The organism is Pseudarthrobacter sp. Hb11, from assembly GCF_059383655.1.
This window is the reverse complement of the sequence record NZ_JBWZCM010000003.1, coordinates 344,923-358,547: the sequence shown is the minus strand read 5'-3', so window position 1 is coordinate 358,547 and position 13,625 is coordinate 344,923. Positions and strand designations below refer to the sequence as shown.

13 protein-coding genes are annotated in these 13,625 nt (G+C 65.8%); 6 read left to right on the top strand and 7 right to left on the bottom strand.

What is annotated here, in order from left to right:
- Nucleotides 1-13 precede the first annotated feature (13 nt).
- The 7 genes from AC50X7_RS08280 to AC50X7_RS08250 all read right to left on the bottom strand — a co-directional run bounded on the left by AC50X7_RS08280 (nt 14) and on the right by AC50X7_RS08250 (nt 7,058).
- Nucleotides 14-1,195, bottom strand: coding sequence for a cation:proton antiporter (locus AC50X7_RS08280; RefSeq protein ID WP_494978563.1), 1,182 nt, complete (start codon nt 1,193-1,195; stop codon nt 14-16).
- A gap of 5 nt (nt 1,196-1,200) precedes the next feature.
- Nucleotides 1,201-1,683, bottom strand: a complete 483-nt coding sequence (locus AC50X7_RS08275; protein ID WP_307093526.1) for a cation:proton antiporter regulatory subunit — start codon at nt 1,681-1,683, stop codon at nt 1,201-1,203.
- A complete protein-coding gene (locus AC50X7_RS08270; protein WP_494978562.1) occupies nt 1,680-2,738 on the bottom strand; it encodes a LacI family DNA-binding transcriptional regulator in 1,059 nt (352 codons plus the stop codon). Before AC50X7_RS08270 ends, AC50X7_RS08275 begins: the two co-directional genes overlap by 4 nt.
- Entirely contained in the window at nt 2,735-3,457 is a 723-nt protein-coding gene (locus AC50X7_RS08265) for a cupin domain-containing protein (protein ID WP_494978561.1), read from the bottom strand. The genes AC50X7_RS08270 and AC50X7_RS08265 overlap by 4 nt, the downstream gene beginning before the upstream one ends.
- A gap of 17 nt (nt 3,458-3,474) precedes the next feature.
- Nucleotides 3,475-4,446, bottom strand: coding sequence for a DUF6807 domain-containing protein (locus AC50X7_RS08260; RefSeq protein WP_494978560.1), 972 nt, complete (start codon nt 4,444-4,446; stop codon nt 3,475-3,477).
- Nucleotides 4,443-5,543 carry a Gfo/Idh/MocA family protein gene (locus AC50X7_RS08255; protein ID WP_494978559.1) on the bottom strand — a complete coding sequence of 367 codons (1,101 nt, stop codon included), beginning with the start codon at nt 5,541-5,543 and terminating at the stop codon, nt 4,443-4,445. Before AC50X7_RS08255 ends, AC50X7_RS08260 begins: the two co-directional genes overlap by 4 nt.
- A gap of 111 nt (nt 5,544-5,654) precedes the next feature.
- The gene (locus tag AC50X7_RS08250; RefSeq protein WP_494978558.1) at nt 5,655-7,058 is read right to left on the bottom strand and encodes an MFS transporter; all 1,404 of its coding nucleotides are present in this window, start codon (nt 7,056-7,058) and stop codon (nt 5,655-5,657) included.
- 195 nt (nt 7,059-7,253) lie between these two features.
- Here AC50X7_RS08250 and AC50X7_RS08245 point away from each other — a divergent pair, with 195 nt between their 5' ends.
- The 6 genes from AC50X7_RS08245 to mnhG are packed head-to-tail and all read left to right on the top strand — an operon-like array spanning nt 7,254 to nt 13,613.
- Nucleotides 7,254-10,277, top strand: coding sequence for a Na+/H+ antiporter subunit A (locus AC50X7_RS08245; RefSeq protein ID WP_494978557.1), 3,024 nt, complete (start codon nt 7,254-7,256; stop codon nt 10,275-10,277).
- Nucleotides 10,274-10,792 (top strand): Na(+)/H(+) antiporter subunit C, encoded by a 519-nt coding sequence (locus AC50X7_RS08240; RefSeq protein ID WP_494978556.1) that lies wholly within the window; start codon nt 10,274-10,276, stop codon nt 10,790-10,792. The genes AC50X7_RS08245 and AC50X7_RS08240 overlap by 4 nt, the downstream gene beginning before the upstream one ends.
- Nucleotides 10,792-12,396: a Na+/H+ antiporter subunit D gene (locus tag AC50X7_RS08235; protein WP_494978555.1), complete on the top strand. Its 1,605-nt coding sequence runs from the start codon at nt 10,792-10,794 to the stop codon at nt 12,394-12,396. Before AC50X7_RS08240 ends, AC50X7_RS08235 begins: the two co-directional genes overlap by 1 nt.
- Nucleotides 12,393-12,938: a Na+/H+ antiporter subunit E gene (locus tag AC50X7_RS08230; RefSeq protein ID WP_494978554.1), complete on the top strand. Its 546-nt coding sequence runs from the start codon at nt 12,393-12,395 to the stop codon at nt 12,936-12,938. Before AC50X7_RS08235 ends, AC50X7_RS08230 begins: the two co-directional genes overlap by 4 nt.
- The gene (locus AC50X7_RS08225) at nt 12,935-13,213 is read left to right on the top strand and encodes an MrpF/PhaF family protein (RefSeq protein WP_104043633.1); all 279 of its coding nucleotides are present in this window, start codon (nt 12,935-12,937) and stop codon (nt 13,211-13,213) included. The genes AC50X7_RS08230 and AC50X7_RS08225 overlap by 4 nt, the downstream gene beginning before the upstream one ends.
- Nucleotides 13,203-13,613 carry a monovalent cation/H(+) antiporter subunit G gene (gene mnhG / locus AC50X7_RS08220; protein ID WP_494978553.1) on the top strand — a complete coding sequence of 137 codons (411 nt, stop codon included), beginning with the start codon at nt 13,203-13,205 and terminating at the stop codon, nt 13,611-13,613. Before AC50X7_RS08225 ends, mnhG begins: the two co-directional genes overlap by 11 nt.
- Nucleotides 13,614-13,625: the final 12 nt, after the last annotated feature.

Here is a 13,625-nt window from a genome sequence, read left to right as displayed (position 1 = left end):
CCGCAACCGCTGTTTAGGCTTTCGCGGCCATTCCCGCGGGCGGCAGGACGGACTTCACCAGGGGTTCCACATAGCGTGCGGCGAGCGGACCCACAACGGCCATGATCAGCACATAGGCAGTGGCCAGAGCGGCAAGTTCGTCAGTAATCGCCCCTGAGGCCAGGGCCAACCCGGCGATGACGATGGAGAATTCGCCGCGGGCTATTAGGGTGGCTCCAGCACGAAACCGGCCGGGACGTGCAATTCCAACACGCTTTGCGGCCCAGATCCCGGTAGCCATCTTGGTGACTGCGGTAACCAGGGCGAGTACCAGCGCCCAGCCGAGCACCGGAGGAATGGACGAGGGATCCGTGTTGAGCCCGAACGCCACAAAGAAGATGGCGGCAAACAAGTCCCGCAATGGTTCCAGGATGCGGGTGGCGTTGTGGGCGGTGGCACCGGAGATGGCGATGCCGAGCATAAAGGCCCCCACCGCCGCGGATACCTGCATGGCCGAAGCCAGGCCTGCCACCAGCAAAGCGGCACCCAGGACGTTCAGCAGGAACACCTCGGAGTTCTCGCTGTGCACGGCCTTGGAGACCCGGTGGCCGTGGCGCAACGCCACCATAAGAACCAGGCTCACCACTGCCAGCGCGACACCCACGGTGGTCAGTCCGCCCAGGAAGCTCACGCCGGCCAGCACCGCAGTGAGGATGGGCAGGTAAACGGCCATCGCCAGGTCTTCAAAAACAAGGATGGACAGCACCACGGGGGTTTCGCGGTTGCCCAGCCGGCCCAGGTCCGTGATGACCTTCGCCGCGATGCCCGACGAGGAGATGTAGGTGACCCCGCCCATCACCATCGCACCCACCCCGCCCCATCCCAGCAGCAGCGCAAGGCCAGCGCCGGGGAGGAAGTTCAGGATGAGGTCCAGTACGCCGGCCTGCCAGGAGCGGCGCAGCCCAGTAAAAAGCTCGGCGGCGGTATATTCCAGTCCGAGCATAAGCAGCAGCAGGATAACGCCGATTTCCCCGGAGAGGTGTGCAAACTCGTGCATACCTTCGAGCTTGACGATCCCGCCGGCCCCGAAGGCGAGCCCGCCTAAGAGATACAGCGGGATGGGCGACATTCCGATCCGTCCGGCCAGCCTTGCCAAGAGGCCAAGGCAGAACACAACGGCCCCCAGTTCGATGAGGGTCAGGGCCAGCGGGTCCATTGCGTTTATCCGTTACGCAGGATATCGGCCGCCGAGTCGAGGCCTTCCTGGGTGCCGACAGCCACCAGCAGATCGCCAGTGTGAAGGACGACGTCGGGTCCCGGCGAGGGGAGTACTTCGCCTTCGCGCATGATGGCCACAATCGAAACGCCGCAGCGGGTGCGGATGCAGGCCTTCCCCATGGGCTGGTTCTGGAACGGGGAGTCGGGTGCGATCGAGAATTGCCGGGTGACGATGCCGGGAACATTTTTATGTTCTTCGGTCAGCTTCATGGCCAAGTGCTGTCCGCCCAGGAGGTTTCCGAGGGTTGCAGCTTCGTCACCGGTTAAGGGGATTGAGGCCTGGCAGGTATCGGGATCATCCCAAGTGGACACGATGAGTTCCGTCTGGCCTTCCCGCAGCTCCACGACGCCGATACGGCGGCCGGATGCTGTCATAAAATCCTTCCGCCGGCCGAGGCCTGGAAGGTCCGTCTCATCCACGTTCATGGCTTAAGCCTAGTCTGCCTCCGCCCACTTGGGGCGGGCCCTGAGGATTCCCGCAGGACCAGCCGCATCGCGGCGGGGCCGGGCTCTTGGGGAGCCGGGGCATCAGGATCGAGGGCTGCGAGCAGCTGGTGCATGGTGCTGCTTCCCTGGGCCTCCAGGTCCATCTGCACGGTGGTCAGCGAGGGCACCAGGAAGGCGGACTCCGGGTGGTCGTCCCACCCCACCACGCTGACGTCCGCCGGCACGCTAAGGCCAAGGTCGTGAATCGCGCGCAGGGCGCCGATGGCCAGTTGGTCGTTGGCGGCGAAGATGGCGGTGATGGAGGTGTCGGCCATCAGGCCTCTGGCTGCCGTGTAACCGGAAGCGGAGCTCCAGTCAGCGTCGGCCACGCCGCCGTCCTCGATGCCTGCCTGGCTGATGGCCTGCCGGTAAACGGCCAGGCGGTTGCGCGCAGCAGGCCACTCCTGTGGACCGGCGATGTGCGCAATCCGCCGGTGCCCCAGGCCGGCGAGGTGCGCCACGATGGCCTGAGCCGCGGAGCCGTCAGCGATCCGGCCCTGGCCGCGCATCTTGTCGTCGTACTCCCCGGCGACCACCACGGGGATGCGTTCCTGCGCCTGCAGGAGGTCGCTGCTCGAAATCGGTACGAAGGACAGGGCGCCGGCGAAGTGGCCGCCGTCGAGGATTCTGCGAAGCCCCGCTGTCCGCTCCGGCCCCGTTCCTTCAACGGCTACGACGTCGAGCTGGTAGCCGGCAGCGTGGGCGGTGGCGGCGGCACCGTTGAGCATCCGGGACGGGAAGTATGGCGAGGCGCCGGGCACCAGGGCCAGGAGCCGGTACGTGGCCTTGGTCCGCAGCGAACGCGCAGTGAGGTTGGGCGAGTACCTCAGCTCCGCCATGGCCTGCTCCACCTTCTCGGCGGTGGCCGCCCTCAGCTTGGAGCGGTCCGCCATGTACCGGGAGACCGTTTGGTGCGAGACACCGGCGAGCCGGGCCACCTCATAGATGGTGGCGGCGCGTGCGGGTTGCCGGGATCCGGCGGGGGTTTGCGTCACAGCCTGGAATCATCCCACGTGGTCAGGCGCCCGCACATTCCGTAGCCTTCACCCCTCCGCTGCCGGGCCCGGAACACTGCAGCTCCCGCCATGGAGGCGGGCGAGCCGTCCTCCAGATCCTGCAGGGCCTGTCCGGTTGCGGCCGCCTGGCTGCGGACACTTGCCGCCCAGATTTCCTTCCAACGCTCCACCTTTGGGCGGACCAGCGCCGCCGCGAGGCGATGGAACTCTGCAAGGGCCTCCGGTCCGCTGCGAAGGACCGATTGATGCAGCTCGGCGTATCCTTCCAGGGCCAGGTCCCGCCGCCGGCGTGCAGCAGCAGCAACTGATTGGTCCGAACCGGAGGGAAGGGCGGCGTACTCCGCATAAAGGTCCGGGTCCTGCAGGATGTGCTGTGGGAAGGTCAGCACGGAATCCCCCGCTTCGGGCAGGCCCGCGTTGGACATGATCACGTTGAGTGTGAGCCCATCCGTATTGACCAGGCGGTGCACTGTGCCCGGACTGAACCACAAGAGCGATCCGGCGGCGAGGTCGTGTTCCGCGGTGCCGTCCATCGCGATGGTGTGGACCTGGCCGGCGCCGGCGGTTACGAGGTAGGCCTCCGTGGAAACGGTATGCAGGTGCGGTGAGCCGCCGCAACGACCGTCGGCAGCCTCCCAGTCGTAGACGCGCAGGCCGGTCACGGCAGTGCCCCCGGGAAACCCTGAGGCCTGGGGCATTGTGCCGAGTGGGCCCTTCATCGTCCTGCCCGGGACGCAGCCCCACCCGCCAGGACACCGCGGGCGGCAGTGGCCAGTGCTTCAGCCCGGGCGGCGTCCGATTCGCCGTCCGCGATGACAACCCCGTACCGGTAGCGCAAGGTGGAACCTGCCTCGAACAAGACTTCCTGGCTGAAGAACGGCGCCGGACCCATGCAGGCGAAGGGCTCGGAGCGGGCAAACCACTCGGGCTGGGGGCGGTCGCTGTGGGGGTCGTCCACCATTACAACGGTAGAGAAGCGGCAGGTTTCATCGTGCTGGCCCACGAAGGAAAGCCAAGGCGCACGCCGGCCGCGCAGCTCTTCACCGGCCGCCCCGCCGGGTCCAATGATCGCTCCGCCGGCAAAGGACCGCGGTCCGCGCCAGAACAGGCCGCCGTACCCGGCGTTGTCCCGACCCTCGGTGGTGGGCGAGCCGATGTGGATGTCCGCCCCGGAGACGTTGGTCATGGCTGAGTCGAAGACCAGGGTGTAGCTGGCGTCCTCGCCCGGCACTACCTGGAAGGACCGCTCCTCCTCAACCACGAGGGACCCCGACTGCGTGATCCACTGCAGCGAATGGGTGAAACTGAACGTGCCGGCGTCGTCCGCTGCCTGGCGGACCCCGCCGTGCCGCATGGCACCGTTGTTGGGCAGCCATTGGTAATCGTGTCCGCGGCGGTAGCTGGGACCGCCCCAGAAGTTGTCCGGCCCCAGGTGCGGCAGCGACCAGGCGATCCCCTTGTGCCAGACGTGGTCATGCGGGCGGTATGCGCTCACGAGGTCGCCCGTCCGGGTCCGGACCGGATGGAAGTAGGGACGGGGCGATTCCACTTGGGGATCGTCGGCGGCGTAGGTGTACGTCAGGACGGGCACGCCGTCGAGGGAGACCGCGACGGCGGCGCCGTCGTCAGACCAGCTGAAGGGGCTGCGGGTCCCGGTGGCGGAGGAGGTGGGGGCGGCGGTGCTCATGCGTTGCTCTTTTCGAGTTTCCAGGGTTCGAGCCGGCCGTCGGCGCGCTCGAAAAACGGGTTTCCTTCACTGATCTCGCCGCGGCGGACGGTTTTGCCGGTGATGGCGGAGGCGTAGATTGCGGCGGCAAGCTCCATCGTGGGGTAGGCCTCCGCGAGGGTTACTGGCGGGACGGCGCCCGAGCTGATGGCTTCGACGATGTGCGCGTACTGGGCGGGATGCCCGCTGGGTGTGACGGCGGAGCTGTCGGCCCAAAGGTCAGCCAGGTGCTCCTGGCCCGGGGCCGGGGTGAAACGCCAGTGGGAGTCGTCGTAGCCGTAGAGGTGCTCAAGTTCCACGGTGGCGTTTTCGTAGTCAAACCGGAGTTGGGACGTTTCCCGCGGCGAAATGACCGAGTTGATCACGGTGCTCAGGGCGCCGGACTCGAAACGCACGAGTGCGGTGGAGACGTCCTCGGTTTCCGTGCGGCGCGCCAACCTCCCGGCGAAGGCGCTGACTTCCTGCCACGGGCCCCAGAGGTGGAGGAGCATGTCGAACTGGTGGATGCCGTGGCCCATGGTGGGGCCGCCGCCTTCCACGTCCCACAGGCCGCGCCACGGAACATCGAAATACTCCTGGTTGCGGAACCAGAGGGTGTTGCAGAAGCCGGTGAGTGCACTGCCCAGGACTCCGGACTCCTGCAGGGCCGCCAGCTTCCGGGCGCCGCTGCCGAAGCGGTGCTGGAAGACGCAACTGACGTGTTTGCCCGATGCGCACTCCGCCTCCTGCAGTTCCCGCATCTGCCGCAGTGAGAGTGCGGGAGGTTTTTCCAGTACCACGTTCAGGCCAAGGGAGAGCGCCTCGAGGGCAAGGGAAGCGTGCGACGACGGCGGCGTGCACACAGCGACGACGTCCAGGCCCGCCTCTGCGGCGGCGGCCAGGCTTGGCGCCGTACAGGCGAAGCCCGTCTTCGCCGCAAACGCTGCCGCGCGGTCTGCATCGATATCCACGGCCACGGCGAGTTCTGCGCCCGCGAGTTCGAGGGCTTCTGCATGTGCGTGGGCTATGCCGCCCGTACCGATGATTCCTGCGCGCGGGCGGTGTGGGGCCTGCTCCATAAGTGGTGCTCCTCGTTCGTCTTTGAAAGGATTCAATATTCTGATCACTAATATTATGTGATCGATAACAGGAGAGGTCAACAGCTGCTGACAGAAAATACTGCGGGAAAGTCAGGCTGCGGGAACCACCGCGAGGGGGGCCTTATCCGGTGACTTCACCGGCAGCAGTACCAGGAGCCCGGCCAGGAGCACCACCATGATTCCCAGGATGCCCCAGCGCTGGGCCTCGCCCGGCGCCACCAGCGGGGTGGCCAGGGTGATGCAAAGGGTGAAGAGCACCGGCGCCAGGAAACTGACGGCCCTGCCCGTGGTGGCATAGAGCCCAAAGAGTTCGCCCGATTCACCGTGCGGGGCAAGGCGGGCCAGGTATGCCCGGGACGAGGACTGGGCAGGCCCCACAAAAAGGCAGAGGAACAGCCCGAAGACCCAGAACGTGGTGCTGCCGGGCCATGCCATGCCGAAGAAGACGTAATTGCCGTTGCCCAGGACCAGGATGATGGTGCCGGCGATCAGCAGGCCCACCAGGGCCCCGATGATCACTGCCTTAGGCCCGATTTTGTCGTCAAGGAAACCGCCGATGATAGCGCCCACGGCAGCCACCACATTCCCGAAGATCGCGAAGAAGATGACCTGGGACAGTTCGAAGCCGAAGGTGCCTGCGGCGATGATTCCGCCGAACGTGAAGACAGCTGCAAGGCCGTCGCGGAAGACCGCGCTCGCCAGCAGGAAGTAGATGGTGTGCGGACTAGTGGCGTAGATTGCCTTGATCCGGCGGATCAGCAGCCCGTAGCTGGCCACGATTCCCAGCCTGCGGGCCTGCGGGGCCTTGGGCAGTTCGGGGACGGCGAACAGCACTGGCAGGGCGAAGACGAAGAACCACAGGGCGGAGAAGACCGCCACGAGCCGGATGTTCAGGCTGTCCTCCGTGGATGCCCCGAACCACTCGAAGCTGGGCTGGACGAACAGCTGCAGGACGATCAGCAGCGCGACGATGCCGCCCAGGTATCCCGCACCCCAGCCCAGCCCGCTGACCTTCCCGATGTTCCGCGGGGTTGAGACCTGGGCCAGCATGGCGTTGTAGTTCACGCCTGCGAACTCGAAAAACACGTTGCCCAGGGCGATCAGGGACACCCCGAGCAGGAGGAACTCGGGCCGGGGAAACACAAAGAAGCACAGCGCAGTAAGGATGGCGACGGCGGCTGTGTTGATTCCCAGCCACAGCTTGCGGCGTCCCCCGGCGTCCGAACGTTGCCCGGTGACCGGAGCCAGCAGCGCAATGGCGATGCCGGCAACGGCCAGCGCCCCGCCCAGAACCGCCGATGCCTGGTCTTCCCCGCCGAAGGCGTTGGAGGTGAGGTACACGGTGAACACGAACGTGGTCATCACGGCGTTGAAGGCTGCCGATCCCCAGTCCCAGGACGCCCAGGCGAGGACCCTGCCCTTGCTGGTGGCCTGATTCCCGGATTCAAGTTCCGAGGACGGCTGCGTGGTCCCGGGAGCGCTGGCGCTGTTCATACGATGCATCGTATCCGCCCGTGGCGAACAGGCGGCGGACCCGAATCACGTGACGGCGGGGAATGTGGCCGGAGGATACAACACGTACGGGGGAAGCGGCAGCAGAGCCTTGATAAACTGGGCCTTCCCGAACCTTACGAATGACCGCCTGCTCTAACTTTTGACAATCGAATCCCTGACGTTGCGGAGAAAACAGTGATCACAGTCCTTGCCGTGCACTTTACGGTGGCTGTGGTGGCTCCGTTGCTCTTCAGGGCCTGGGGCCGCAACGCTTTCTACGCACTCGCGGCTGTTCCCGCTGCCTCCTTCTTCTGGCTGCTGTTCCAGCACGGCCCCATCTATTCGGAGCTCGGGGCGGTGGCCGAAGTGGTCCCCTGGATTCCGGGCCTCCAGCTTGAGTTCGCCTTCCGCATGGATGCCCTGGCGTGGGTCATGTCCCTGCTGGTGCTGGGCGTCGGCTCGCTGGTCCTCGTCTACTGCGCACGGTACTTCAAGCGGAAGGACCAGGACCTCGGCGCCTTCGGAGCCCAGCTCCTGGCTTTCGCAGGGGCCATGTTCGGCCTGGTGGTGGCGGACGATCTCCTGCTGCTGTTCATTTTCTGGGAACTCACCACCATCCTGTCCTACCTCCTGATCGGGTTTGCCCGGACCAGGCTGGCGGCACGGCGGTCGGCACTCCAGGCTTTGATGGTCACCACCGCCGGCGGCCTGGCCATGCTGGTGGGCCTGATCATGCTTGGCTATGCGGCAGGCACCTACCGTATCTCGGACATCCTCCAGCAGGCGCCGGCACTCATGGCCGGACCTTTGGGCGCCATGGTGAGCGCCGCCGTCGTACTTATTCTGGCCGGCGCCATCACCAAATCGGCGCTGGTCCCGTTCCATTTCTGGCTCCCGGGTGCCATGGCGGCCCCCACCCCGGTCAGCGCCTACCTGCACGCCGCAGCGATGGTCAAAGCAGGCATTTACCTCGTTGCGCGGCTGGCCCCGGGCTTCTCCGAGACGTCTTTCTGGCAGCCGGTGGTGCTGGGCCTCGGCCTGGCGACCATGCTCGTGGGCGGGTACCGCGCGCTGCGGCAGACCGACATCAAGCTCATTCTCGCTTACGGTACGGTGAGCCAGCTGGGCTTCCTCACCATGGTGGTGGGGCTTGGCACACCGGACGCAGCCCTCGCCGGACTCGCAATGCTGTTGGCCCACGGCCTGTTCAAGGCCACGCTGTTCCTGGTGGTGGGCATCATCGACCACCAGTCCGGCACCCGCGATGTCCGAAAGCTGTCAGGGGTCTTTCGGTCCTCGCGCGCCCTGGGACTCGTGGCCGGAATCGGCGCTGCCTCCATGGCAGGCGTACCCTTCCTGGGCGGCTTCGTGGCCAAGGAATCGGTGCTGGAGGCTTTTGTCCACCACGCAAATGACCCCGCCGCAGGCCCCTGGGGGATGGTTGTTCTGGCCGGGCTGGTCCTGGGATCCGTCCTTACCTTCGCGTACAGCGCACGGTTTATGTGGGGCGCGTTTGCCGTAAAACCGGGAGTGGAGCGCACACCCTTCAAGGCCATCAGCCCCTCGTTCCTGGCCGCACCGGCCATCCTCAGCCTCCTCACCATTGCCTACGGCCTCTGGCCGGTCCCCGTGGACGCCTGGATCCAGCCGTACGCCGCCCTGTTTGCGTCTTCCGCTCCCGACGCCGGCACGCCCGCTGAGCAGGCAGGCCATCTCGCGCTGTGGCATGGCTTCACGCCCGCGCTTGGCCTCACGGCCGTTACCTTCGCGCTTGGTGTGGCTATGTATTTGGGCCGCAACGCCGTTTCGAGGGCCCAGTCCCTGGTGCCGGCATGGGTGGACGCGGACAAGGCCTACCAGTACACGGTTGGCGGACTGGATGATGTGGCGGTGTGGGTCACCGGACGTACACAGCGCGGTTCGCTGTACTACTACCTGGCCGTTATCCTCAGCGTCGCCTTTGTGCTGCCGCTAGCGGCCATCCTGCTGGCGGGCAAGCCACTGCCGGACGGCATCTACCTTGTAGATCCCGGTTCCCCGCTCCAGCTCGTGGTGGGCGTGGGCATTGTGATCGGTGCCCTGGCCGCAGTCAAGGCCAACAAGCGGTTCCTGGCGGTCCTGATGGTTTCCGTCACCGGCTACGGAATCGCCCTGATGTTTGCCCTCCAGGGCGCTCCGGACCTGGCACTGACCCAGATGCTCGTGGAAACCATCGTCCTGGTGGCCTTCGTCCTGGCGCTGCGCAGCCTGCCGCCTGAACTCCGTGACCGCACCGGCGGCAAATACCGCGTGGTGCGGGTCATCATCGGCCTGTGCTTCGGCGTCACCATGGTTTTCGCCGCGATCTACGCCATGGGCGCGCGGACTGCGATCCCCGTCTCGCTGGAGTTTCCGCGCCTCGCCTACGAGGGCGGCGGGGGATTGAACATCGTCAACGTGACCCTGGTGGACATCCGGGCGTGGGACACCTTCGGCGAAATTACCGTCCTTGCCCTTGCCGCCACAGGTGTCGCAAGCCTTATCTTCATCCGTGGCCGCGGCGACCGGATCAGGAACTCCGCCACCGTTGCAGCGGGCACCGTGGGCCGCTACCGTGCGGTCAACCCGAGCACACGGGACGCCGCCGCGCTCGCGGTCAGCCGGAAGTTTGCTGCGGCAGCAAGGGACGCTTGGATCGTGGCAGGGCGGACCCTGGCGCCGGAACGCCGCTCGATCATCTTCGAAGTGGTTACCCGGCTGATTTTCCACTCCATGATCATCTTCTCGCTGTACCTCCTGCTGGCCGGCCATAACCTTCCGGGCGGAGGGTTTGCAGGCGGCCTCACCGCAGGCCTTGCCCTGACCATCCGCTACCTCGCGGGCGGGCGCTTCGAACTCAGCGAGGCCACGCCCGTGAGCGCGGGCGCCCTCCTGGGCGTCGGGCTGGCGGTCGCTGCAACCTCCGGTGTGGCGCCGCTCCTGCTGGGCGGCCAAGTGTTCCAGACAGCCATCATCGAACTCTGGCTGCCGGTGTTCGGTGACATCAAGTTCGTCACCTCCACCATCTTCGATATCGGCGTGTACATCGTGGTGGTGGGCCTGGTGCTGGACGTTCTGCGGAGCCTAGGCGCCGAAATTGATGAGCACCTTGAAGAGCGGTCCGCCGCTCCCGCCGGGAGTGACGCCGATGACGAGCCGGAAAGCCTGTCCTCCGAAACCACCGCAAAGGGCCAAGCATGAGCGTAAACCTGACCCTCCTGATTGTGATGGGTGCCCTGTACGCCTGCGGAATCTACCTGGTCCTGGAACGCAGCCTCACGCGGGTGCTCCTGGGATTGATGCTCCTGGCAAATGCCACCAACCTGCTGATCCTGGCCACCGGCGGATACTCCGGGCTCGCCCCGCTGTATTCAAAGGACATCGCGGCGCAGGACTACAACGATCCGTTGCCCCAGGCGCTGATCCTGACGTCCATCGTGATTTCTTTTGCGGTCACGGCCTTTATGCTCGGCATCATCTACCGCACCTGGGTACTGGCCCGCCAGGATGAAATCCAGGATGACGTGGAAGACCTCCGCGTGGCGGTAACGCCAAGCTTTGACGCCGAGGATGACGCCGAAATTCCAGCGGAAACGTCTGAATTCCCGGTGGCGACGGTCGTCGCCGGCGGCCGCGAAATGCCCGCCGAGCGGGCAGCCGCAGAAGAAAAACCCGGCTCCAACAACGTGGCCCGTGGCCCGGAAGGAGGCGGATAGTGAACATCGCAAGCTTTGCCCCGCTCGCCGTCGTACTTCCCATCCTGGGCGCCGCCCTGACCTTCCTGCTGATCCGGCACTCCCGGGCCCAGCGCGCGGTAAGCATCGCGCTGCTGTCCCTCACGCTCCTGCTCGAATGCTTCCTGTTGGCCTCGGTGTGGGACGGCGGGACGGCGGCCGTGACCATCGGAGGCTGGCTGCCGCCCTGGGGCATTGTGATGGTGGTGGACCAGTTCTCCTCCCTGATGCTGGTGGTCTCCTCGGCAGTGAGCCTCGCCGTGCTGGTGTACGCCACCGGGCAGGGCATGGCCGACGGCGACCAGGACGCCCCGGTCTCGATCTTCCACCCCACATACCTGATCCTGGTGGCGGGCGTTTCCAACGCCTTCCTCTCCGGTGACCTCTTCAACCTCTACGTGGGCTTCGAGATCCTGCTGACGGCAAGCTATGTCCTGATGACCCTCGGCGGAACCGGGCCGAGGATCCGGGCGGGCGTCACCTACGTGGTGGTCTCGGTGGTGTCGTCCGTTCTGTTCCTGATCTCCATCGCCATGATTTACGGGGCCACCGGGACCGTCAACATGGCCGATCTCGCGATCAAGCTCGGCGAGCTGGACCAGGGCACCAAAACCCTCCTGCACGTGATGCTGCTGGTGGCGTTCGGCATCAAGGCCGCTGTCTTCCCGCTGTCCTTCTGGCTGCCGGACTCCTACCCCACGGCTCCCGCGCCGGTCACCGCCGTGTTCGCGGGCCTGCTCACCAAGGTGGGTGTCTACGCCATGGTGCGCACCGAGACCCTCCTCTTTCCGGGGGACACGCTCAACACACCCCTGATGGTGGCCGCGCTGCTGACCATGGTGGTGGGAATCCTTGGCGCCCTGGCGCAGAACGACATCAAGCGTCTGCTCTCGTTCACGCTGGTCAGCCACATCGGCTACATGGTGTTCGGCCTGGCAATGTCCTCCACCGCAGGGCTGGGGGCAGCGGTGTTCTACGTGGCCCACCACATCACCATCCAGACCAGCCTCTTCCTGGTGACCGGCCTGATCGAACGCCGTGGCGGCAGCTCGTCAGTGGACCGCCTGGGCGGCCTCGCCAAACTTTCCCCGCTGCTGGCCTTGCTGTTCTTCGTTCCCGCCATGAACCTGGCCGGCATCCCGCCGTTCTCCGGGTTCCTGGGGAAGGTGGGACTGATGCAGGCCGGCATTGAGCTGGGCACGCCGCTGGCCTACGCCCTGGTGATCGGCGGGGTCCTCACCAGCCTCCTTACGCTGCTTGCCATCGCCAGGGTCTGGAACCGCGCCTTTTGGCGGAGCCCGGCCGACGCCGAACATCCCGATCCGGTCCTGCTTGCCCCGACTCTGGCGAGGGTGGCCGGCCCGGGCGCCAAGCGGAACACGGCAACGCTCCTGCCGCGCACCATGGTGGGTTCCACGCTGGGGCTGGTGGTTCTCGGCGTCGCGCTTACAGTCTTTGCCGGTCCGCTGTTTACGGTTTCGGACCAGGCTGCAGAGGACATGCTGGACAGGTCCTCCTATATCCAGGCCGTCCTGGGCGAGGACACCGTTGTTCCAATGGTCCTTACGTCCGGAGGAGGAAAATGAGCCGCCGGCGGATTTCCCTTCGCCAGGAGCTTCCCCTCCTGGTGTGGCTGGTCATTGTCTGGGGAGCCCTGTGGCAGGACTTCAGCCCCGGAAATCTCCTGTTCGGTGCACTGCTGGCCGTTGCCGTTGCCAGGTTGTTCTATCTCCCACCGGTGGAACTAAGCGGCCGTTTCAATGTTCTCTACGCCGTACCGTTTGCGCTCGTGTTCCTGGCCAAGGTGGTGGTTGCCAGTGCCCAGGTCCTGTACCTGGCCGTGGTGCGCGGGCCCAGGGTGAAAAACGCAGTGGTGGCCGTGACGCTGCGGAGCCACCAGGATCTGCTGGTCACGGCAACGGGGCACGTGATTTCCCTGATCCCGGGCTCCCTGGTGGTTGAGGTGGACAGGTCCACGTCAACCCTCTACCTGCATGCGCTGAACATCAGCTCCGCTGCGGACGTTGAAAAGCTGAAGAAAGAGGTGCGTTCCATCGAAGCCGGACTGATCAGGATCATGGGCACCAAGGAAGAACTCGACGCCGTCCGGCTGGAGGCAGCCGCATGATGCAGACAGTCCTGGTCCTCACGGCCGTCATTTTCTCGCTCGCCGCAGCCGGTGCCATCATCAGGATCGCCCGCGGGCCCTCGCTGCTGGACCGCGTGCTCGCAGCGGACGTCCTGCTGGCCATCCTCGGCGGCGCCCTGTGCGTGGACATGGCCGTGAACCGGCACCTGAACAACCTGATGCTGGTGGTGGCCATCTCCATTATCGGCTTCCTGGGGTCCGTGACGGTTGCCCGGTTCGTGGCCGACCGAAGGGAGGTGCCGGGTGAGTCCTGACGCTACCGGTATGGACTTCTGGATCGACCTGGTGTCCGCCGTGTTTATGGTGGTGGGTGCCGTTATGTCCCTGGGGGCCGCGATCGGCCTGCTCCGCTTCCCGGACCTCCTTAGCCGCATGCACGCCGCCACCAAGCCGCAGGTGCTGGGACTGTTCCTGCTGCTGGCGGCCATCGGTCTGCAGATGCGGACCTGGTGGGTGTGGCCCGTCCTGGTGGTGGCCTGGATCTTCCAGCTTCTGACGGTGCCGGTGTCCGCCCACATGGTTGGCCGGGCGGGTTACCGCACAAAGCACCTGCACCGCGAGCTGCTGACGTCCGATGAACTGGAGGCAGTAGTGCAAAAAGCCGCCGCCAAAACCGCCCGTGAGGACGATTCCGGCGACGGCCCTGCAAAGTAACTGCTGAACGGT

Excerpts from the sequence above, each read along its gene's own strand:
- AC50X7_RS08280 (WP_494978563.1), bottom strand. The coding sequence starts at position 1,195 with ATGGACCCGCTGGCCCTGACCCTCATCGAACTGGGGGCCGTTGTGTTC.
- AC50X7_RS08260 (WP_494978560.1), bottom strand. The coding sequence starts at position 4,446 with ATGAGCACCGCCGCCCCCACCTCCTCCGCCACCGGGACCCGCAGCCCC.
- AC50X7_RS08275 (WP_307093526.1), bottom strand. The coding sequence starts at position 1,683 with ATGAACGTGGATGAGACGGACCTTCCAGGCCTCGGCCGGCGGAAGGAT.
- AC50X7_RS08240 (WP_494978556.1), top strand. The coding sequence starts at position 10,274 with ATGAGCGTAAACCTGACCCTCCTGATTGTGATGGGTGCCCTGTACGCC.
- AC50X7_RS08265 (WP_494978561.1), bottom strand. The coding sequence starts at position 3,457 with ATGCCCCAGGCCTCAGGGTTTCCCGGGGGCACTGCCGTGACCGGCCTG.
- AC50X7_RS08255 (WP_494978559.1), bottom strand. The coding sequence starts at position 5,543 with ATGGAGCAGGCCCCACACCGCCCGCGCGCAGGAATCATCGGTACGGGC.
- AC50X7_RS08225 (WP_104043633.1), top strand. The coding sequence starts at position 12,935 with ATGATGCAGACAGTCCTGGTCCTCACGGCCGTCATTTTCTCGCTCGCC.
- AC50X7_RS08250 (WP_494978558.1), bottom strand. The coding sequence starts at position 7,058 with ATGAACAGCGCCAGCGCTCCCGGGACCACGCAGCCGTCCTCGGAACTT.
- AC50X7_RS08230 (WP_494978554.1), top strand. The coding sequence starts at position 12,393 with ATGAGCCGCCGGCGGATTTCCCTTCGCCAGGAGCTTCCCCTCCTGGTG.